18 protein-coding genes are annotated in these 20,771 nt (G+C 35.2%); 2 read left to right on the top strand and 16 right to left on the bottom strand.

The window, feature by feature from the left end; translation table 11 throughout:
- The 9 genes from BLP44_RS02090 to aspS form a co-directional block, all read right to left on the bottom strand.
- A complete protein-coding gene (locus BLP44_RS02090) occupies window positions 1–1,032 on the bottom strand; it encodes an NADH-quinone oxidoreductase subunit G (RefSeq protein ID WP_008466109.1) in 1,032 nt (343 codons plus the stop codon).
- 92 nt (window positions 1,033–1,124) lie between these two features.
- Entirely contained in the window at window positions 1,125–2,495 is a 1,371-nt protein-coding gene (nuoF, locus tag BLP44_RS02085; protein WP_091128787.1) for an NADH-quinone oxidoreductase subunit NuoF, read from the bottom strand.
- Window position 2,496: 1 nt separating this feature from the next.
- Window positions 2,497–3,027, bottom strand: a complete 531-nt coding sequence (locus BLP44_RS02080; protein WP_008466111.1) for a complex I 24 kDa subunit family protein — start codon at window positions 3,025–3,027, stop codon at window positions 2,497–2,499.
- Window positions 3,028–3,117: 90 nt separating this feature from the next.
- Window positions 3,118–4,356: an NADH-quinone oxidoreductase subunit D gene (locus BLP44_RS02075; RefSeq protein ID WP_008466112.1), complete on the bottom strand. Its 1,239-nt coding sequence runs from the start codon at window positions 4,354–4,356 to the stop codon at window positions 3,118–3,120.
- A 21-nt stretch (window positions 4,357–4,377) separates the two neighbouring features.
- Entirely contained in the window at window positions 4,378–4,899 is a 522-nt protein-coding gene (locus BLP44_RS02070; protein ID WP_091128784.1) for an NADH-quinone oxidoreductase subunit C, read from the bottom strand.
- A gap of 1 nt (window position 4,900) precedes the next feature.
- Entirely contained in the window at window positions 4,901–5,449 is a 549-nt protein-coding gene (locus BLP44_RS02065) for an NADH-quinone oxidoreductase subunit B (RefSeq protein WP_008466114.1), read from the bottom strand.
- A gap of 150 nt (window positions 5,450–5,599) precedes the next feature.
- Window positions 5,600–5,965, bottom strand: a complete 366-nt coding sequence (locus tag BLP44_RS02060; protein ID WP_008466117.1) for an NADH-quinone oxidoreductase subunit A — start codon at window positions 5,963–5,965, stop codon at window positions 5,600–5,602.
- A gap of 244 nt (window positions 5,966–6,209) precedes the next feature.
- Window positions 6,210–6,404: a cold-shock protein gene (locus BLP44_RS02055; protein WP_007137066.1), complete on the bottom strand. Its 195-nt coding sequence runs from the start codon at window positions 6,402–6,404 to the stop codon at window positions 6,210–6,212.
- 308 nt (window positions 6,405–6,712) lie between these two features.
- On the bottom strand, window positions 6,713–8,464 hold the full coding sequence (gene aspS / locus BLP44_RS02050) for an aspartate--tRNA ligase (protein WP_091128781.1): 1,752 nt from the start codon (window positions 8,462–8,464) through the stop codon (window positions 6,713–6,715).
- A gap of 158 nt (window positions 8,465–8,622) precedes the next feature.
- On the opposite strand from aspS, the gene BLP44_RS02045 reads away from it, so the two are divergent.
- Window positions 8,623–9,618: a TlpA family protein disulfide reductase gene (locus tag BLP44_RS02045; protein ID WP_066033063.1), complete on the top strand. Its 996-nt coding sequence runs from the start codon at window positions 8,623–8,625 to the stop codon at window positions 9,616–9,618.
- A gap of 211 nt (window positions 9,619–9,829) precedes the next feature.
- Entirely contained in the window at window positions 9,830–10,177 is a 348-nt protein-coding gene (locus tag BLP44_RS02040) for a toxin-antitoxin system YwqK family antitoxin (RefSeq protein WP_066033062.1), read from the top strand.
- A 58-nt stretch (window positions 10,178–10,235) separates the two neighbouring features.
- Here the strand turns inward: BLP44_RS02040 and BLP44_RS02035 are convergent, their stop codons facing one another.
- From BLP44_RS02035 to BLP44_RS02005, 7 genes are all read right to left on the bottom strand, one after another.
- On the bottom strand, window positions 10,236–11,348 hold the full coding sequence (locus BLP44_RS02035; protein WP_091128778.1) for a PepSY-associated TM helix domain-containing protein: 1,113 nt from the start codon (window positions 11,346–11,348) through the stop codon (window positions 10,236–10,238).
- 274 nt (window positions 11,349–11,622) lie between these two features.
- A complete protein-coding gene (locus BLP44_RS02030; RefSeq protein ID WP_091128774.1) occupies window positions 11,623–13,173 on the bottom strand; it encodes a PepSY-associated TM helix domain-containing protein in 1,551 nt (516 codons plus the stop codon).
- 5 nt (window positions 13,174–13,178) lie between these two features.
- Window positions 13,179–13,478: a hypothetical protein gene (locus BLP44_RS02025; RefSeq protein ID WP_008466135.1), complete on the bottom strand. Its 300-nt coding sequence runs from the start codon at window positions 13,476–13,478 to the stop codon at window positions 13,179–13,181.
- Between the two features lie 20 nt (window positions 13,479–13,498).
- On the bottom strand, window positions 13,499–13,831 hold the full coding sequence (locus BLP44_RS02020; protein WP_008466137.1) for a hypothetical protein: 333 nt from the start codon (window positions 13,829–13,831) through the stop codon (window positions 13,499–13,501).
- Window positions 13,832–13,884: 53 nt separating this feature from the next.
- Window positions 13,885–16,374 (bottom strand): TonB-dependent receptor, encoded by a 2,490-nt coding sequence (locus BLP44_RS02015; RefSeq protein WP_091128767.1) that lies wholly within the window; start codon window positions 16,372–16,374, stop codon window positions 13,885–13,887.
- 217 nt (window positions 16,375–16,591) lie between these two features.
- A complete protein-coding gene (gene odhB, locus BLP44_RS02010; protein ID WP_008466142.1) occupies window positions 16,592–17,842 on the bottom strand; it encodes a 2-oxoglutarate dehydrogenase complex dihydrolipoyllysine-residue succinyltransferase in 1,251 nt (416 codons plus the stop codon).
- A 97-nt stretch (window positions 17,843–17,939) separates the two neighbouring features.
- The gene (locus BLP44_RS02005; RefSeq protein ID WP_008466143.1) at window positions 17,940–20,717 is read right to left on the bottom strand and encodes a 2-oxoglutarate dehydrogenase E1 component; all 2,778 of its coding nucleotides are present in this window, start codon (window positions 20,715–20,717) and stop codon (window positions 17,940–17,942) included.
- Window positions 20,718–20,771 lie beyond the last annotated feature (54 nt).

The raw sequence follows: 20,771 nt of genomic DNA, 5'->3' as shown, positions 1-20,771 counted from the left end.
TTATTGTTTTTGGTCTTTATCAGTTAATGGAATTGCTGCCATACTAATCTTTTTACGGTCGATATCTCTACCTAAAAGAATGTTCTTTTCTGTATCGATTTGAACTTTCTCTAATTTTTGAGTGTAATTGTTTTGGTTGATTACAGAGTCTTTTTCAAACTCTCTTGGTCCTTCAATTACCCAGTCATTCACATCTTTGTGATCAAAACGACAGCTGTTGCAAATAAATTCTTCAACTTCATGGTACTCGTCTTTACGACCCGTTACACGCTGGATTTCTCCTCCAAACATCCAAACCGTAGTTTTACCACAACACCCTGGAGTAGTACATTCTCTGTGCGCGTTATAAGGTTTGTTAAACCAAACTCTTGATTTAAAACGGAAAGTTTTATCTGTTAAAGCTCCAACCGGACAAACATCAATCATGTTTCCAGAGAACTCATTATCGATAGCTTTAGAAATACCAGTTGAGATATTAGCGTGATCACCACGATCTAATACTCCGTGAACTCTGTTGTCTGTCAATTGATCTGCAACTTGTACACATCTTTGGCATAAAATGCAACGGTTCATGTGAAGTTGGATATTTGGACCAATATCTTCTGGTTCAAATGTTCTCTTTTCTTCAATGTAACGTGATTTCGGATTTCCGTGCTCAAAACTTAAATTCTGTAAATCACATTCTCCCGCCTGATCACAAATAGGGCAGTCTAATGGGTGGTTAATCAATAAAAACTCTGTTACAGATTTACGCGCTTCGGTAACTCTGGCAGAAGATTTACTGTTTACTTCCATTCCGTCCATACATCCTGTTACACAAGATGCCATTAATTTTGGCATTGGTCTTGGGTCAGCTTCACTTCCTTTAGAAACTTCAACTAAACAACAACGACATTTTCCTCCGCTGCCTTTTAATTTTGAGTAATAGCACATGGCTGGCGGTACCAAATCTCCACCAATCATACGTGCAGCCTGCAGGATCGTTGTTCCTGGTTCTACGTCTATACTTTGACCGTCTATGGTTACTTTCATCTCTTTATGATTTGAATGTTGAAAGTCGGAATATTGAAAAGAATTGCTGTCCTTTTTAACATTATGAACTTTATAACTTTCTGCTTTTTATATTATACGATTACTTTACCGCCAACTAAATGCTTAACTTGTGAAAAAGGCTCGGCAACAAAGTGATCTCTATTTTTAATTTTTTCTGGGAAACGAACATGATATTCGAACTCATCTCTAAAGTGACGAATTGCAGCTGCTACTGGCCAAGAAGCTGCGTCTCCAAGTGGACAGATTGTGTTTCCTTCAATTTTACTTTGAATGCTCCACAATAATTCGATATCTTCTTCACGGCCTTGACCGTTTTCGATTCTCCATAAGATTTTTTCTAACCATCCTGTTCCTTCGCGGCAAGGCGTACATTGTCCGCAAGATTCGTGGTGGTAGAAACGGGCAAAGTTCCAAGTGTTTCTAACGATACAAGCTGTGTCATTATACACGATAAATCCTCCAGAACCTAACATAGATCCAGTAGCAAAACCACCATCACTAAGAGATTCGTAAGTCATTAAACGATCTTCTCCGTTTGCTGTTTTGAAAATTAAATCAGCAGGTAAGATTGGCACAGATGAACCTCCGGGTACAAATGCTTTTAAAGGACGATCAGAAGACATTCCTCCTAAATATTCGTCAGAATTCATGAACTCATCTACGCTTAAACCTAATTCTATTTCGTAAACACCAGGATTTTTAATGTGTCCAGAAGCCGAAATTAATTTAGTTCCTGTAGAACGTCCAATTCCAATTTTAGCATAATCATCTCCAGAATTGTTTACAATCCAAGGCACAGTCGCAATAGTTTCAACGTTGTTTACAACAGTTGGATTTGCCCAAAGACCAGAAACGGCTGGGAAAGGTGGTTTAATACGAGGATTTCCTCTTTTACCTTCCAATGATTCGATCAATGCTGTTTCTTCTCCACAGATATATGCTCCAGCTCCACAGTGTACGTGAAGTTCTAAGTCATAACCTGAACCTAATATATTTTTTCCTAACCAACCGGCAGCTTTTGCTTCGGCGATTGCTCTTTCTAAGATTTTGAAAACCCACATATATTCTCCACGGATGTAGATATATGATAGGTTAGCGCCCAAAGCGTAGCTTGAAGTAATCATTCCTTCGATCAATAGGTGAGGAATAAATTCCATCAAATAACGATCTTTGAATGTTCCAGGCTCAGATTCGTCGGCATTACACACTAAGTGTCTAGGTCTTCCTGATTTTTTGTCAATAAAGCTCCATTTCATTCCAGCAGGGAAACCTGCACCACCACGACCACGTAATCCTGATTTTTTTACTTCTTCAGTAACTTCATCTGGAGTAAGTGTTTTTAAAGCTTTTTCTACAGAAGCATAACCGCCATTTTGGCGATACACTTCGTAGGTTTTAATTCCAGGAATATTGATTTTATCTAATAATATTTTTTGTGACATCTTATTTATCGTGTAATATTATTTTATCCTCTCTACAATCAGCAATGATCTGATCGATTTTCTCTTCTGTCAGTTTTTCTTTGTAGAAATCTCCCAATTGCATCATTGGAGCGTATCCGCAAGCACCTAAACATTCTACACCGGCAATAGTGAACATTCCGTCTGGAGTTGTTTCACCCATTTTAATGCCCAATTTTTCAGAAGTATAATCCATTAAATCTTCGGCACCACGTAAGCAGCAACAAGAAGTCTGGCAGAATTCAAACATGTACTTACCAATTGGCTTCTGGTTGAACATCGTATAAAAAGTAACCACTTCATAAACCTCGATTGGTTTTATCTGAAGAATCTCGGCAACTTTATCTTGCAATTCAATACTAAGCCAGTTGTTGTGTGCATCCTGAACTTCGTGCAAAACAGGCAATAAAGCCGATTTTTGTTTGCCCTCAGGATAATGACTGATTAATTCATTGATGCGATTCATCAATGCCTCGGTCATGTTTATTTCTTGTTTGTAATGTTTTCTTTCCATTTTATTCTTATTTTGCCACAAAGGCGCAAAGGCACAAATTTTTTAATTCAAATTCTTCCCAATAGCTATCGGAACTAAAATCTAAATTTTTTAGGCGTCTAATTCTCCTGCAATTACGTTCAAACTTGAAAGAATGATAATTGCATCAGAAAGCATGGCACCTTTAATCATTTCTGGGAATGCTTGATAATAAATAAAGCAAGGTCTTCTGAAATGTAATCTATATGGAGTTCTACTTCCGTCTGTTATTAAATAGAAACCGATTTCTCCATTTCCTCCTTCTACAGGGTGATAGATTTCTGCAACTGGTACAGGAACTTCTCCCATTACAATCTTAAAGTGATAAATTAAAGATTCCATAGAAGTGTAAACATCTTCTTTTGGAGGAAGGTAGTAATCTGGAACTTCAGCGTGATATTCGTTTCCTGGAGGCATTTTTTCTAATGCCTGACGAATAATGCTTAAACTTTCCCAAACTTCAGCGTTACGAACACAGAAACGATCATAAGTGTCTCCTGATTTTCCAACAGGAACAATAAAATCGAAATCTTCGTAAGATGAGTAAGGTTGTGCAACACGTACGTCGTAATCGACTCCAGCAGCACGTAAATTTGGACCTGTAAATCCGTAAGCCATTGCTTTTTCAGCAGTGATTGCACCAACGTTTACAGTTCTATCAAGGAAAATTCTATTTCTCTCGAATAAATTTTGGAATTCTTGCCAAACAGGTGGGAATTCTTCTAGGAATTTGTCTAGTTTTTTGAAAACTTCTGGAGACCAGTCTCTTTCAAAACCACCAATTCTTCCCATATTTGTAGTCAAACGAGCTCCACAAATTTCTTCATAGATTTCGTAGATTTTTTCTCTAAATTGAAAAACGTATAAGAAACCAGTATACGCACCAGTATCTACACCCAAAATCCCGTTACAGATAATGTGGTCTGTAATACGAGCCAGCTCCATAACGATAACTCTTAAATACTGAGCTCTTTTAGGAACTTCAATACCTAATAGTTTTTCTACTGTCATCCACCATCCCATATTATTAATAGGAGATGAACAATAGTTCATACGGTCTGTAAGTGGTGTAATTTGGTAAAAAGGACGATTTTCGGCAATTTTTTCGAATGCTCTGTGGATGTAGCCAATCGTTGGCTCAGCTTCAAGAATTTTTTCACCATCCATCAGCAGGATATTTTGGAAAATACCGTGTGTGGCAGGGTGTGTAGGACCTAAATTCAGTACAGAAAGTTCGCTTCCGTCGTCGTTTAATCTCTCCTTAATTATTTTAGCATAACGATGCTCTGGTGGTAATAATAGTTCTGACATTTTATAATGTTGAATTATTTTTTAGCAATTTGATGTTGTTCTTCCAAAGAATCTGTCGTCCTTGTCAGTTCTTCCGCTGTCTTCCAGTGGGAATTCTTTTCTCATTGGGTGAGACTGCATTTCGTCCATATTTAAAATACGTTTCAATTGAGGGTGTCCTATAAAGTTAACTCCAAAGAAATCGTAAGTTTCTCTTTCCATCCAGTTTGAACTCAAGAAAATATTGGTAATCGATTTGATTTCTGGTTTTTCACCATTTAAGAAAACTTTGATTTTTAATCGTTTGTTTTCATACCAGTTGTGTAAATGGTAAACAACCGCAAACTGACGTTCTGTTTCGTTCTCTGGATAGTGAATTCCGCATAAATCTGTTAAGAAATGAAAACGTAATTCTGGATCGTTTTTAAGGAATAGAATCAAGGCTGTAATTTTATCAGCCGAAGCTTCTAAAGAAAAAATATCTCTTTCTTGCTGAAAGTTAAAAACATCATTATTAAATGTTTCTACAAGTTTGTCTTGAATCAGGGTATTTTCTAAGGCCATCTTATGAGATATTATATGAAGCTAATAATTCTTGGTATTCTGGAGAGCTTCTTCGTCTCACCGATTCGCTTTTTACCAATTCCTGAAGTCTCATAACTCCATCAACAATTTGTTCTGGTCTTGGCGGGCATCCTGGCACATAAACGTCAACAGGAATAACTTTATCAATTCCTTGAAGAACAGAATACGTGTCGAAAACACCTCCTGAAGAAGCGCAGGCTCCAACAGCAATTACCCAGCGAGGTTCAGACATTTGCTCGTATACTTGTCTTAAAATTGGCGCCATTTTTTTAGAAATAGTTCCCATTACTAAAAGCATATCTGCCTGTCTTGGCGAGAAGCTCACACGCTCAGAACCAAATCGAGCTAAGTCATAGTGAGATGCCATTGTTGCCATGAACTCGATACCACAGCATGAAGTCGCGAAAGGAAGCGGCCATAATGAGTTGGCTCTTGCTAAACCAACAACATCATTAAGTTTTGTCGCGAAGAAACCTTCGCCAACAACTCCTTCTGGTGGTGCAACCATATTTACTTTTGAATCGCTCATTTTATTTTAGATTTCTGATTTTAGATTTTAGATTTTGTAATTCTAAAAAAGTAAAATCAATTTTTTAAATCAGTACTTTAAATTTTGAGTTCAAATTTTAAATCTCAGAATTAGATAAATCTTAAATCTCAGATCTAAAATCTAAAATCGTTATTCCCACTCTAATGCTTTCTTTTTGATGATGTAAAAGAATCCAACCAAAAGCAAAGACATGAAAACTAACATTTTTAACATTCCTTCAATTCCTAAGTCTTTGAAGTTTACTGCCCATGGATAAAGGAAAATAACCTCTACATCGAACAACACAAACAAAATGGCAACTAAGAAGTATTTTACAGAAAAAGGAATACGGGCATTACCAACAGATTCGATACCGCATTCGAAGTTTTGATCTTTAACTTCAGAGGATCTTTTTGGTCCTAATTTCCCAGAAATGATGATTGTTCCTACCACAAAACCAACAGCTAGAATAAACTGCATTAAAATAGGAATGTAACTGTATTGATCAGATTGCATAAACTTTGATTTTATACTTAAAAAATGAGCCACAAAGATAACTTGGAAGTCTGTAAAACACAAGTTAAAAAAGGATTTAAGTAGGGTGCCAAACGGCGTTTATGTCTAATTTTTATTCATTATAAATAACAAGGTGTTATTTTAATATTTTTTTAAGATTTGGGGTAAAAAAAAACGTCCCGATATTTTCGGGACGTCTTCTGAGACCATTCAGAGGCAAAAAAAAATAATTGCTATATTTTTCTTAGATCACTGCTACTTTAGCAGCAACTTTCCCTTTTCTTCCTTCTTCTTCTTCGTAGCTTACACGGTCACCTTCGCGTAATTCTTCCGCGTTAATTCCTGAAGCGTGAACGAAGATGTCCTTTCCTGTTTCTTCGTCTGTAATGAACCCATAACCTTTAGATTCATTGAAAAATTTTACTGTACCTGTACGCATTGTAATTGTAATAATAATTTATAATAAAACAAATGTAACATATAAAATCATACAAAAGACAAATACGTGTTAATTTTTTGTAAAAATTATTGATTTACAGTGTTTTTACGCGGTTTATTGCATCAATTTGTTTATAAAATAGCATAATTTGCGAATCATTAATTGTAAGAATATAAAAATATTAAAATTGTAAGAATATGATAATTTAAAAAAATTATCATTTAAGATTTTTCTTAACATTTTGTTAAAATAAAAAAGCCGCTGAATTTTCAACGGCTTTAATATTTTTTATGATTATTTTACTGCTTTTAAGCAATATCAACTTTTATACGAAGTTCTTTCAATTGTGCATCGTCAATTGCTGCAGGGGCATCGATCATGACGTCGCGTCCAGAATTATTTTTAGGGAATGCAATGAAATCTCTAATGGTTTCTTGTCCTCCTAAGATAGCAACAAGTCTGTCTAAACCAAAAGCAAGCCCTCCGTGAGGCGGTGCTCCAAATTGAAAAGCATCCATTAAGAATCCGAATTGCGCTTTTGCTTCTTCTTCAGTAAATCCTAAATATTTGAACATTAATTGCTGCGTTGCTTTATCGTGAATACGAATAGATCCACCTCCAATTTCATTACCATTCAAAACCATATCGTATGCATTTGCACGAACTTTTCCTGGTTCTGTTTCCAATAAAGCCATGTCTTCTGGTTTTGGCGAAGTAAAAGGGTGGTGCATAGCATGGTAACGCCCACTTTCTTCGTCTAACTCTAACAATGGAAAATCTACAACCCATAATGGAGCAAATTCTTCAGGATTACGCAATCCTAAGCGAGTTGCCAATTCCATACGTAGAGCAGATAGTTGTGCACGAGTTTTATTAGCTGGACCAGAAAGAACAAAAATCATATCACCAGGATTTGCTTCCGTTGCTTTTGCCCAATTTGTTAAATCATCCTGATCGTAGAATTTATCTACAGATGATTTATAAGTTCCGTCTTCGTTGCATTTTACATAAACCATTCCAGATGCGCCAACTTGTGGACGTTTTACCCAATCAATTAATCCGTCGATTTCTTTACGAGTATAATTTCCTGCTCCAGGAACAGCAATTCCGACAACTAATTCTGCTGCATTAAAAACAGGGAATTCTTTGTGTTGTGAAAATTCGTTCAGTTCTCCAAATTTCATTCCGAAACGAATGTCCGGTTTGTCATTTCCGTATGTTTTCATGGCATAGTCGTACGTGATTCTTGGGAATTTATCTACTTCAATGCCTTTAATTTCTTTTAATAAATGTCTTGTCAAGCCTTCAAAAATATTCAAGATATCTTCTTGCTCTACAAATGCCATTTCGCAGTCAATTTGAGTAAATTCTGGCTGACGGTCTGCACGTAAATCTTCGTCACGGAAACATTTCACGATTTGGAAATATTTATCCATTCCGCCCACCATCAATAATTGTTTGAAAGTCTGTGGGGATTGTGGCAAAGCGTAAAACTGACCTTCGTTCATACGGCTTGGCACAACGAAATCTCTTGCTCCTTCTGGAGTAGATTTAATTAAGTAAGGCGTTTCAACTTCGCAGAAATCTAAATCAGAAAGATATTTGCGAACTTCCATTGCCACTTTATGACGGAATAACAAACTGTTTTTTACAGGATTTCTTCTAATATCCAAATAACGATATTTCATTCTGATGTCTTCTCCACCGTCAGTTTCATCTTCGATTGTAAATGGAGGAGTAAGAGCAGTATTCAAAATTGTTAATTCAGAAACTAAAATTTCGATTTCACCAGTTGGAATATTTTTGTTTTTGGCTTCACGCTCAATAACAGTTCCTTTTACCTGAATTACAAATTCACGACCCAAAGTTTTGGCCAATTCAAAAACAGTTTTATCGGTACGACTTTCGTCGAAAATAAGTTGTGTGATTCCATAACGGTCGCGTAAATCGACCCAATTCATAAATCCTTTATCACGTGATTTTTGAACCCAGCCCGCAAGTGTAACTTCGGTATTAATATTTGAAGCGTTTAATTCGCCACAATTATGACTTCTATACATAATCAAAATTTTAGACTGCAAAAGTAAACACAAAATTCAAATTAATATAGTAAAGTGATAAGTTGATTCAGAATAATTTTAAATATTTTGTTAATTCTAAAAATCCGAAGCTTTAATTTCTTTAGTTTTGATTCATCTAAAAACTAATATTAATACCTATGAAAAAACTTTTTGTTGCAGGTTTGGTAATTTTCAATGCACTTTATATTGTTGCCCAAAGCAAAAATTCAATTAAGTTCACAGCTAAAATTGCCAATAGAAATAGTGATACTTTAGTGATTAAAGGAAGAGATAATTTCAGGCAAGTAATTCCAATTGATAAAAAAGAAATTTTTGCTGCTACTTTTGATGCTCCTCAAGGGTTCTATGTTTTTTCCGATGGAACAGAATCGTCTAATTTATATTTAAAGCCAAATTCTGAACTCAATTTAACTATGAATGCCAAAGAATTTGATGAAACGATTGTATATAAAGGTAAAGGTGTGGATGAAAGTAATTTTTTGGCACAACAGGCTTTAAAAGACGAAAGCTTTCAGAAAGATGCTTTTGCTAAAGAATCAGGCGAATTTACTGCTTTGCTTGATAGTAAATTAAAAGCCGATACAGAGAGTTTAGAAAAAGGAAATTTTGCTCCAGAATTTAAAACAGCTCTAAAACGCAGTTTTGAAAGTTTCCACCAATATGCAGCCGAAGAGTATGAAAGAGTTTCTAAAGCAAATAAGATGGTAGGAAAACCGTCTCCTGGATTTGACTACGAAAATTTTAAAGGAGGAAAAACAAAGCTTTCTGATTTAAAAGGAAAATATGTTTATATCGATCTTTGGGCTACTTGGTGTGCGCCTTGCAGAGCTGAGATCCCGTATTTGCAAAAAATTGAAGAGAAATACCATGGAAAAAATATTGAATTTGTAAGCATCTCTATTGACAAAGCAAAAGACAATGAAAAATGGAAAAAGTTTGTAACCGATAAAAAATTGGGAGGCGTTCAATTGTTTGCAGATAAAGATTGGGAATCTGAGTTTGTTGTGAATTATGGTGTGACAGGAATTCCGCGATTTATCTTAATAGACCCACAAGGAAATATTGTGAAATCTGATGCATCAAGACCATCTGATCCTGAACTAGATAAACAACTTAGCGCATTATTGAACTAATTTATTTACGAAATTTACAACGTTATCGTAAAACTCAAATATTTCTAGAATACCAGTAAAACCAGTGCCTTAGCGCTGGTTTTCTTATTTTATGCATTTTTCCAATGTTAAGTTTTTATTCTATGTTACCAAATTGTTAAGTAAAAGTTTTTTTAATGTAAACAATTAACTATATTTGATAAAGATTTCTTAACATTAAATACCTAAAGATATGAAAAAGAGTGTAATTTTAGCTGCAATATTGTTCTCTGGAATTGTAGTTGCACAAGAAGGAAAGCCTGAATTAGAAGCTGCTGGGAATAAGGTAAAAGCAACGTATTACTATGACAATGGTAAAGTGCAGCAAGAAGGCTTTTTTAAAGACGGTAAATTAGACGGTGTCTGGGTATCATATGACGAAAATGGAAATAAAAAAGCCGTTGGAGAATACACAGACGGAGTTAAAACAGGAAAATGGATTTACTTTAATGAAAACAGTTTAAGCGAAGTTGCTTATGTAGACAACAAAGTAAGCTCAGTTAAAAGTTTACAGAAAAATGCTTTAGCAAACAGAAATTAGTCATAATTTCAAAAATCAATTATAAAAAGACCGTTTCGTTTTTAATGAGACGGTTTTTTTATGCTTTACTTTTTTTAGATTTTCTACTTCTTCCAAACCAAATTATGAATCCGCTGACAGGAAGTGCGGCAGCAATTAAACTCACAGTAAAAGCTATTATTTTTCCTGGAAGATTTAAAACTTGTCCCGTGTGTATTCCGTAATTCATTTCGACAACTTGCAGTCCGAGGCTTTTTTCATCAAAAGTTTGGCTTTGGATTAATTTTCCGCTTGACGGATGAAAATAATAATTACTCTGCTGATCATAGCGTAACGGATGTGGATAAGCACCTGTGCTGCCAATATCGCCTTTTTTCTGCGGAATCATTATAAAAAACATTTCTGCTTTTGGCTGCAGTTTCTTAGTTTGAACAAATGCTTTGTCAATTGCTGTAACCGAATTTGCTTTGAAAGAGGTCGTGTCAATTATAGGTGTTTTTGTTTCAACACCCTTGTCTCCTCCAAAATTGAAAGATTTATAAATTCCGTCGCCAACCCATTCATAGGTAAAAGTAAGTCCGGTTATGGCTAAAATTAAGGCTATTATAGAAATGTAAAAACCTGTAGTATTATGCCAGTCGTAATTGACGCGTCGCCATTTTGCTGACCATTTTATGGTAAAACTTCTTTTAATGTCACTTTTTCGTTTTGGCCACCATTGTATGATTCCTGAAATGAGCAATAAAATAAAAATGATGGTCGCTCCGCCAATGATATGCTTTCCGATATAATCGGGTAGAAGGAGATACAAATGAATGTATTCTACAATAATGAAAAAGTCAGTTTCTGGATTTTCAGATTTCAGATATTTCCCATTATACGGATTGAAATATAAGTAGAGACTTCCCTCATCAGAATAAGTATAAACAATCGCCGATCTGTTTTTTCCATAATAAGCGATCATGGTGACTTTGTTATTAGGAACGACTTCTTTTGCTTTTTCCTGCAGTTGAGATGGTGGCACAAAAGGTTTGTTTTGAGGTTCAACCAAACGCCATTCTTTTCTGGTAATGTCTTTTATTTCATCATGAAAACAGAAAATGCAACCTGTAATACAGACTATAAAAACAATAACCCCAGAAATTAATCCGAGCCATTTATGTATAAATCGTATTTTGGTTTTGAATCCCATTTTTTGATTAAAAGCGTAAAAGTATGCTCAAAATCTATATAGGGCAAATATTTCTAAAGCATTTTGTTTGTAAAGGTAAGTGTTGGTCAAAGAAAAATCTCGGAAAGTCGCAAAGTCGCAAAGATTTTGTTTCCCGCAGATTTTGCAGATTGAGCAGTTTTTTTAATATTTTTATCTGCTTAATCTGCAAAATGTGCGAGAGAAAATCATTCCATTTTTCTAATCTGTAGCTTTAAATAAAAACTTGGCGCCTTCGTGCCTTAGTGGCTAAAAATTAAGAAACTGCTTTTTTAGGTTTTAAATGATACGCTGTGTATAAAGAAATTCCAGCAAGGAAAATCCAAAAAACATCTATGAAGAAAATCTGAAATTTATTATCCATAAAAGAATTCCAAAACCAATTTCCAGAAACAATTCCATTTGTAATTGGAATTAAGAATCCTAAAATACTTCCTGAAATCAGAGAGAATTTGTTGGTGAAAGCGTCATTTTTTTTAATGATAAAGAAAATCGTCAGCAAGAGCCAACCTCCAAAATAAAGCGCATAGAGATTGGACTGGCTTAAAGGATAGAAAATTTTGCTTCCTATAAATGCCAAAGCTGTAATTGGATACATGCTTAAACAAATCGCCAAGTAAATACGAACAACAGCAGCGTTGAAACGTCTTTTCTTTTCTGGCATATTGTTTTTCTGTCGGGCAACAAGCCAAATCATAACTCCAGAGATAATGACAAAACAAGTTATAATTCCTAAAAGGAAACTAACAATTTTTAAGGCATATCCGCCATAATCTCCAAAATGTATTCGGTATAAAACATTTTTGACAACATCTAAATAACTAGTATGAGCAATTGGATCTTTTTTGGCAATTTCTTTTCCGTCAGAAACTCTGTATACTACTTTTCCAATTCCTGTAAATTTTTTATGGCTTAAAAGTTCGCCCTCAACCAAAACGTGCATATTGGCATCTCCATAATTTTGGATGAAAACACGAGTAATTTCAAAATCAGCCCAGTTTTTTTTAGTTCTGGCAACCAGTTCATTAATATTAAATGGATTTGCCAGTTTTTTATTTTCAAATTTATAATCTGGATCAGTATATTCGAGTTCTTTATATAATTTATCTTGATCTCCCTTGTAAAGAGCCATTACAGCTGGAGCTACAATCAAAAGTTTAATCATAAAAAATGCTCCGGTAACCGCATATACAAATTGAAATGGCAGGCCAATCATTCCTAAAGCAGTGTGTGCATCTGTCCAAAGCGTTTTTAATTTTTCTTTGGGACGGAACATGTAAAAGTTAGAAACAATTTTATTCCAATGCAATAAAACTCCTGTTATGATAGCAAACAAAAAGAACAAAGCCGTAAATCCAGACAAATAATACCCTGCAGGATATGGAATTTGCGCCAAGAAATGAAGACGGTATAAAAGTTCGCCTAATGAATAAGACTCTTCGTAAGTGTAGGTTTTGTAATTTTTATTGTCTAGATAAAAGAACTCTCCCGCTTGCTGTTTTTTTGGAGCTAAGGTATCTTTAGTCCCTTCCATATATACAGCAACTCTATTTTCTACAGACGGTTTAGAAATGGTAAGATTTCTTCCGTGCAAAACATATTTTTTGTCAAGATGCTGAAGTGCATCATTATAATCTAATTGAATTTCTCTTGTGATTGCTGTAGATTCACTTCTTTCCCAATTGATGATTTCATCTCTAAAAAAAGAAAAAGATCCAGCGAAGAAAATTACAAAAAGAACTACGCTGATAACGATTCCGCTGACAGTATGCGTGTGAAAATAGATATTGTAATGACGGTTATTCATAAATATTATTGTGCCGTATTATAGGTTTGACCGAGATAAATGAAAAGACAAAAAAGTAGAGATAGCAAAATGTAAACTCCCCAGATTTTCCAGCCGTTTTTCGCTAAGAAAGCAATAATCATTAATGCCACCCAAAGAATAAAACCGCTGAAAGCCATTGTGATTAACACATCTTTTCGGCTAAACCAAGCCGCTAAAGCCAAATGAAAAGTAACAGAAACAAAGTATCCGCCTAAAATTGCAGCAGTAATTTTAGAAAAACGAGGCCAAAAAGAAGGGTTTAGATATTTTGGATTTGCTGGCATATTATATTTTAAAGTGGATTTTAATTGTAATAAAGTTCAGTTACAGCAACAAAAATGAGTAAGGCTAAAAGTAACTTGCTGTTTATTTTTTTTAAAGGCGTAAGGATAATGATTAAACTTCCCACAGTCATTAGCTGAATGAAAAACATCAAAGTGCCACAACCCAATGATTGTGTAAAAAGCCACATTGCATAAGCAGAAAGCAAAAGCATTAATCCAATAATTTTGGTTTGCTTTGGATTTTTCTGCATCCATTTTTCAAAACCTAAATCATACGACAACACTGCTCTTTTAGAAGTATAATACAGTGTGTAAAAAGCTAAGAAAACGATAAGACTGGCAATTGTAATCATAATCATTAAAATTTAAAAACACCTTCCGGTTAAGGAAGGTGTTTTGTTGTTTATTAGAATCTATAAGCGAAACTTGCCGCAACACTTCTCATGTTTCTTGGATGAATAGTTGACCATCCATCATAAGTATCAACATTTGCTATGTTGTCTAGTTTAAGAGTCAATGTGAATTTTTCTGTTCCGTAGAAAATAGAGGAATTTAAAACAGTGTAAGATGGTATTGTAAACTGACCAACGCCGTTTCTGTTCATTATTAAGTTTTTGTCAGCATAATTTCCTCCAAAACCTAAACCAAATCCTTGTAAATCTCCTTCTAAGAATTTATAGCTTGCCCAGAAGTTTGCAGAGTTTCTTGGTCCAGAGCTTTCTGGTCTGCGTCCTACGAAAGAAGGATCTCCAGCATTTAAGACTGCATCTACGTAGCTATAACCTGCCACAATGTTTAAACCAGTAACTGGACTTGCTACGATTTCTGCTTCAAAACCTTTGTTTCTTTGAGCTCCGTCTTGATAAGAAGTTTGAGTGTTGATAGAACCGTTAGATCCATATACTGTGTACACTTGATCTTTTACTTGAATATCATAGTAGCTGAATGTTGCATATACTTTGTCTTTAAGAACATTTAATTTTGTTCCAATTTCAAATTGATTAGCGTGTTCTGGTTTAAAAGTTCTCGGGCTAGAACTTCCGTCGGGTAAAATATCACTTGTTGGAGCAGAGTTTGCAAAGCCGTCCATATAGTTTGCAAAAATCGAAACCTTATCAATAATTGGTTGGTACACTAAACCAAATTTTGGAGAAAAAGCAGTTTGGTTGTAATCATCTGCTTTTGTTGTAACATCTCCAGCTGTCATAAAACGGTCTACACGTAAACTTCCCATTGCAGAAAGAGAAGGAGTAATGTTGATAACATCAGAAACATAAGCACTAAAAACTTCTTGTTTTGTTTTATTGTTATTTGCTGCAGCTTCTGCTAAAAGTTTATCTGAACCAGCTTTTGTCAAATTACCATTGTCACCAGTTGTAATATACTTGTCTGGATCTGTAATGCCGAATACGTATTGGTTTACAGTTGCTAAATCCATATTTCCAATATAAACTCTTCCGTTTGCCACATAGCCTGATCCGTTATCGATTTGTCCTCTATTGAAGTAGTCTAAACCAGCAACGATGCGATTTCTTAAACTTCCAATTTTGAAATCTCCAATGAAATTCTGTTGAATATCTGTTGTTAAAGTTGTAGAGTTTTGGTAATTCATAGAACGTCCTAAAACAATTCCTTCAGTAATTTCAGGAATAAATCTTGTTCCTTCATATAAATAAGTATAATATCCTTCAGATTTTGATGAACCTCTAGAAACTACTGTTTGAGAAGTCCATTGGTCAGAGATTTTATAGTTCATTTGTCCTTGAAGACTGTAAGATGGCGTTTGAATTGCAAGTTCGTTACTTGTGTAAGAACGTTTGTTGTCGTAACCCAATTCGTCAATATTGTGAACTCTTAATGCAGCGCCTCTATCCAAGAAAAGCATAGTTGGGTTTGTTGCTTCGTTTTTCATGAATTCAGTATTGATGAAAAATGAAAGTCTGTCATTTACTTCATAAGATAATGAAGGAGCAAAGAAGAAAGATTTTCTATATCCGGCATCTTGAAAGCTGTTTTCGCTGTGATAAGCTGTGTTAAGACGGAAGTTAATTTTGTGTTCTTCGTCTAATGGAGTATTTACATCAGCAGTCACGCGGTTTAATCCGTAGCTTCCAGCTGTATATGTTACTTCTCCGCCAAAACGGTCGTAAGGTTTTTTAGTAGTCATATTGATTAAGCCACCATAAGAAATAAGGCTGCTTCCGAATAAAGTTCCAGAAGGTCCTTTAATTACTTCAATTTTATCGATGTTTGCAGGATCTAAACTTCCGTTTGTTAAGCCTGGTAATCCATTAATCATTGTTGGCTGTACAGCAAATCCTCTTAAAGAGAAATATCCTGCTCCATCACCTCCACGACCTGTAGAGGCCCATAACGGATTTAATCCTGGAGCATTTTTAAGAGCATCATCAAGGTTTGTAACTACTTGCTCTTTTAAAAGTTCGCTTGTAATTGTAGTATATACTTGTGGATTTTCAAGATTTTTAAGAGGTAATCTTGATACTTGCTGTGTTTCTTTACGAGCAAGAGGGTTTTTTCTGCCGTTTCCGTTAATTACAATTTCACTTAACTGCTCAGAGTTTGAGGTAATACTGAAATTTTCAATTAATTCGTCTCCGCTATTAAGCGTAATGCTTTTTTCTTTAGATGTAAATCCAACTGCTGATACTCTAATAATATAAGTTCCAGGTTTTAGGTTCTTTATTTCATAGTTACCTTTGGTGTCTGTGTTTGTTCCGATTTTTGTTCCTTTTAAAGCAACAGATATGTTATCTGCTGTTCCACTATCCGAACTAATCTGACCTTTTATTGTCGCTTTTTCTTGTGCCAAAACAGATGTTCCTGTAAGTAGAGCCAAGCATAAAGTTAAGAGCGAAATCGTAAATTTTAATTTCATTTTTATTTAGAATTAATTTTGATAGTGCAAATTTAATTGCTGGAAAGCAATCAAACAAGTTGTTTTTATTTATTCTAAATAAAATATTTTTTAAAGGATAAAATTTTCAATAATTCAAAAAATTAACATCTTAAGCTAATCTTAAGCTAATTTTAAGCAAAAAAAGCCTGTTCTAATGAAAGAACAGGCTTTTGTATTGTCGAAAATTATTTAAAAATTACAATTCTAAAGCACGTTTAGCGTCGCCATTCATTAATAATTCTAATGGGTTTTCTAAAGCTTCTTTTACAGCAACTAAGAAACCAACAGACTCACGTCCGTCGATGATTCTGTGGTCGTAAGAAAGAGCCACATACATCATTGGGTGAATTTCAACTTTTCCGTTTACAGCAATCGGACGCTCGATGATATTGTGCATTCCTAAGATTCCTGATTGAGGAGGGTTGATGATTGGAGTAGATAACATACTTCCGAAAACACCACCATTAGTGATTGTGAAAGTTCCTCCAGTCATATCGTCAACTGTAATTTGACCATCACGAGCTCTTAAAGCTAATCTTTTGATTTCAGCTTCAATTCCACGGAAAGTTAAATTCTCGGCGTTACGAACAACGGGAACCATTAATCCTTTTGGTCCAGAAACAGCGATAGAGATATCACAGAAATCGTATCCTACTTTGTAATCTCCATCGATCATAGAGTTTACATCTGGATATAATTGAAGTGCTCTTGTAACTGCTTTTGTAAAGAATGACATGAAACCTAAACCTAAACCACCATGTTTAGCTTTGAAAGCATCTTTGTATTCATTACGAATATTGTTGATTGGAGTCATGTTTACTTCGTTGAAAGTAGTAAGCATAGCTGTTTCATTTTTAGCTGAAACTAGTCTTTCTGCTACTTTACGACGTAACATAGATAATTTTGTACGCTCAGTTCCACGGTTTCCTCCAGTTGGAGTTCCCATTGAAGCTACAGCTGTTGCATTTACTGCATCGTCTTTAGTAATTCTGCCACCTTTACCAGTTCCTGTTACAGAAGCTGGAGCAATATTTTTCTCGTCTAATATTTTTCTTGCTGCTGGAGATGGAGTTCCTGCTGCATAGCTTGTAGCAGCTGGAGCTTGAACTGGCTCAGCTTTTGGAGCTTCTGCTTTTACTTCAGCCTTAGGAGCCTCAGCTTTTGGAGCTTCTGCTGCTGGAGCTGCAGATCCGCTTCCTGCTGGTTTAGCAGCATCTGTATCAATTAAACAAACTACAGCACCTACTGCAACTGTATCACCTTCTTCAGCTTTTAGTGTAATTACACCGCTCATTTCAGCAGGCAATTCAAGAGTAGCTTTATCTGAATCAACTTCAGCAATAGCCTGATCTTTCTCTACATAATCTCCGTCTTTTACTAACCAAGTTGCAATTTCAACTTCTTTTATTGATTCCCCTGGTGATGGGACTTTCATTTCTAAAATCATCTTGTTTTTGTTTAAGGTTTTTATCGTTTCATGTTTCATGTTTCAGGGTGTTAGACTTGAAACTTGGAACATGAAACTTGAAACAATTATTTTTTAATTATCTAAATAAATTTTTATCGAATACCATTCTAATTGCATCAGCATGACGGCGTTTAGCACGTGTATAACTTCCTGATGCTGGAGCAGAATATGCTTTTAATGAAGCCAATCTCCATTTTACTAGATCAAAGTTCATTAACATATAGCTGTAAGCTCCCATGTTTTTAGGTTCTTCCTGAGCCCAAACATAGTCATCTGCATTTGGATATTGTGCAATGATTTCTTTAAGTTGCTCAACAGGGAAAGGAAATAATTGCTCGATACGAACAACAGCAACGTCTTTTCTTCCGTTGTTTTCTCTTTCTGCAGTAATATCATAGTAGAATTTACCCGTAACGAAAACTAATGTTTTAACATCTTTTTTGTTAACTGTAGTATCGTCAATAGTTTCTTGGAAACTTCCATTTGCTAAATCTTCTACTGGAGATACGCATCTTGGATCACGTAGTAAACTTTTTGGAGTAAATACTACAAGCGGTTTACGGAAATTTGTTTTTAATTGTCTTCTTAATAAGTGGAAGAAGTTAGCAGGCGTTGTACAATCTGCAACATACATATTATGTCTTGCACAAAGCTGTAAGTAACGCTCCATTCTAGCAGAAGAGTGCTCAGCACCTTGTCCTTCGTATCCGTGAGGTAATAAAAGAACAATACCATTTTGGTTGTTCCATTTATCTTCACCGCAAGAAATGTATTGGTCAATCATAATTTGAGCTCCGTTAGAGAAATCTCCAAATTGTGCTTCCCAGATTGTCAAAGCTTTTGGACTTGCCAATGCATATCCGTAATCAAAACCTAAAACTCCGTACTCAGATAAGTGAGAGTTGTAAACATTAAAGTTTCCTTTTTTGTCCTCTAAGCTGTTGATTAAGATTACTTCTTCTTCAGAATCTTCAACTTTAACTACAGCGTGACGGTGAGAGAAAGTACCTCTTTCTACGTCTTGCCCAGAAATACGAACATCAAAACCTTCTTGCAATAAAGATCCGTATGCTAAATGCTCAGCCATACCCCAATCTAAAAGATTAGTTTCGAAGAACATTGTTTTTCTGTCGTTGATTAATTTTTGAATTTTACTGATGAATTTTTTGTCTTCAGGTAAATTAGAAAGTGCATTTGCAATTTGAGTTAATTTTTCTTTTGGATAAGAAGTATCAACTTTTTGAAGCATTTGCGTGTCTGTAACCTGAACAAAACCTTCCCATTCGTTTTTCATGAATGGAGTAATGATAGTCAAATCTTTTTTACGAGAAGCTTCTAAATTCTCCTCCAATTGAGATTTGTATTGTTTTTCTAAAGCATTTACATAAGAAGCATCGATTACACCGTCAGAAAGTAATTTTTCTGCGTAGATGTCTCTTGGGTTTTTATGTTTAGCAATGATTTTGTATAAAACAGGCTGAGTAAAACGTGGCTCATCACCTTCGTTGTGTCCGTATTTTCTATATCCTAATAAATCGATAAATACGTCACGTCCAAACTGCATTCTGTAATCTAATGCAAAAGATACCGCGTGAACAACAGCTTCTGCATCGTCAGCATTTACGTGTAATACTGGAGAAAGCGTTACTTTGGCAACGTCTGTACAGTAAGTAGATGAACGAGCATCTAAATAGTTTGTTGTAAAACCAACTTGGTTGTTGATTACGATATGAATAGTTCCGCCAGTTTTGTATCCGTCCAATAAAGACATCTGAATGATTTCATACAAAATACCTTGACCAGCGATAGCCGCATCACCGTGAACAGCGATTGGCAATACTTTTGAAATATTTTCTGGGAAATGTCTTTCTTGTTTTGCTCTTGTGATACCTTCAATTACCGCTCCAACAGTTTCTAAGTGAGAAGGGTTTGGCGCTAAATTGATATTGATGCTTTTTCCAGATCTTGTTTTTCTGTCTGCCGTAAGACCTAAGTGGTATTTTACGTCACCGTCAAAATACTCTTGATCGTAGTCTTTCCCATCAAACTCACCAAAAATATCTTGAGTAGATTTTCCGAAGATATTTGCCAAAACGTTCAAACGACCACGGTGAGCCATTCCCATTACGAATTGTTCAACACCTTTTTCTGCAGCTTGCTCAATTAAAGCGTCAAGAGCTGGGATGATAGATTCTCCACCTTCTAATGAGAAACGTTTTTGTCCAACATATTTAGTGTGAAGGAAGTTCTCAAAAGAAACGGCTTCGTTTAATTTATTTAAGATTATTTTCTTTTCCTCTGTAGAGAAATTAGGCTGATTTGTATTTACAGCTAATTTGTCCTGAATCCATTTTACAACATTAGGATTTCTAATGTACATATACTCAATACCGATATGCTGGCAGTAAATAGTTTTTAGACGATTTACGATATCTTGCAATGAAGAAGGCGCCATTCCGATTGTTTGAGCAGCGTCAAAAACAGTTGAAAGATCTGCTGTAGATAATCCGAAGTTTTCAATATCCAAAGTTGGAGATGAAGTTCTACGATCACGAACAGGATTTGTTTTCGTGAATAAATGCCCGCGCGTACGGTATCCGTCAATTAATTTAAGAACGTTAAATTCTTTCTTTAGTTTTTCAGAAATCTGACTGTAATCTGTGTTATCGCTAGTCACGTACTCAACGATCGTTTGCACCGGATTTTCGTCATTATAAGTCGTTTGCCCAAAGTCAAAACCTTGAAAGAAACTTCTCCAGCTAGGCTCAACGCTGTCTGGGTTAACTAAATATTGATCGTATAATTGTGCAAAAAACTCAGTATGCGCTGCGTTTAAAAATGAAAACCTATCCATAATATGAGTGAATATACTTTTTTGTTATATAGAAAGGCAAAAGTACAACAATCG

The organism is Flavobacterium anhuiense, assembly GCF_900101855.1.
In the GTDB taxonomy this organism is placed as follows: Bacteria; Bacteroidota; Bacteroidia; order Flavobacteriales; family Flavobacteriaceae; genus Flavobacterium; species Flavobacterium anhuiense.
Note: the sequence above shows the minus strand (reverse complement) of the source record. Positions and strands in the feature narration are given on the sequence as shown.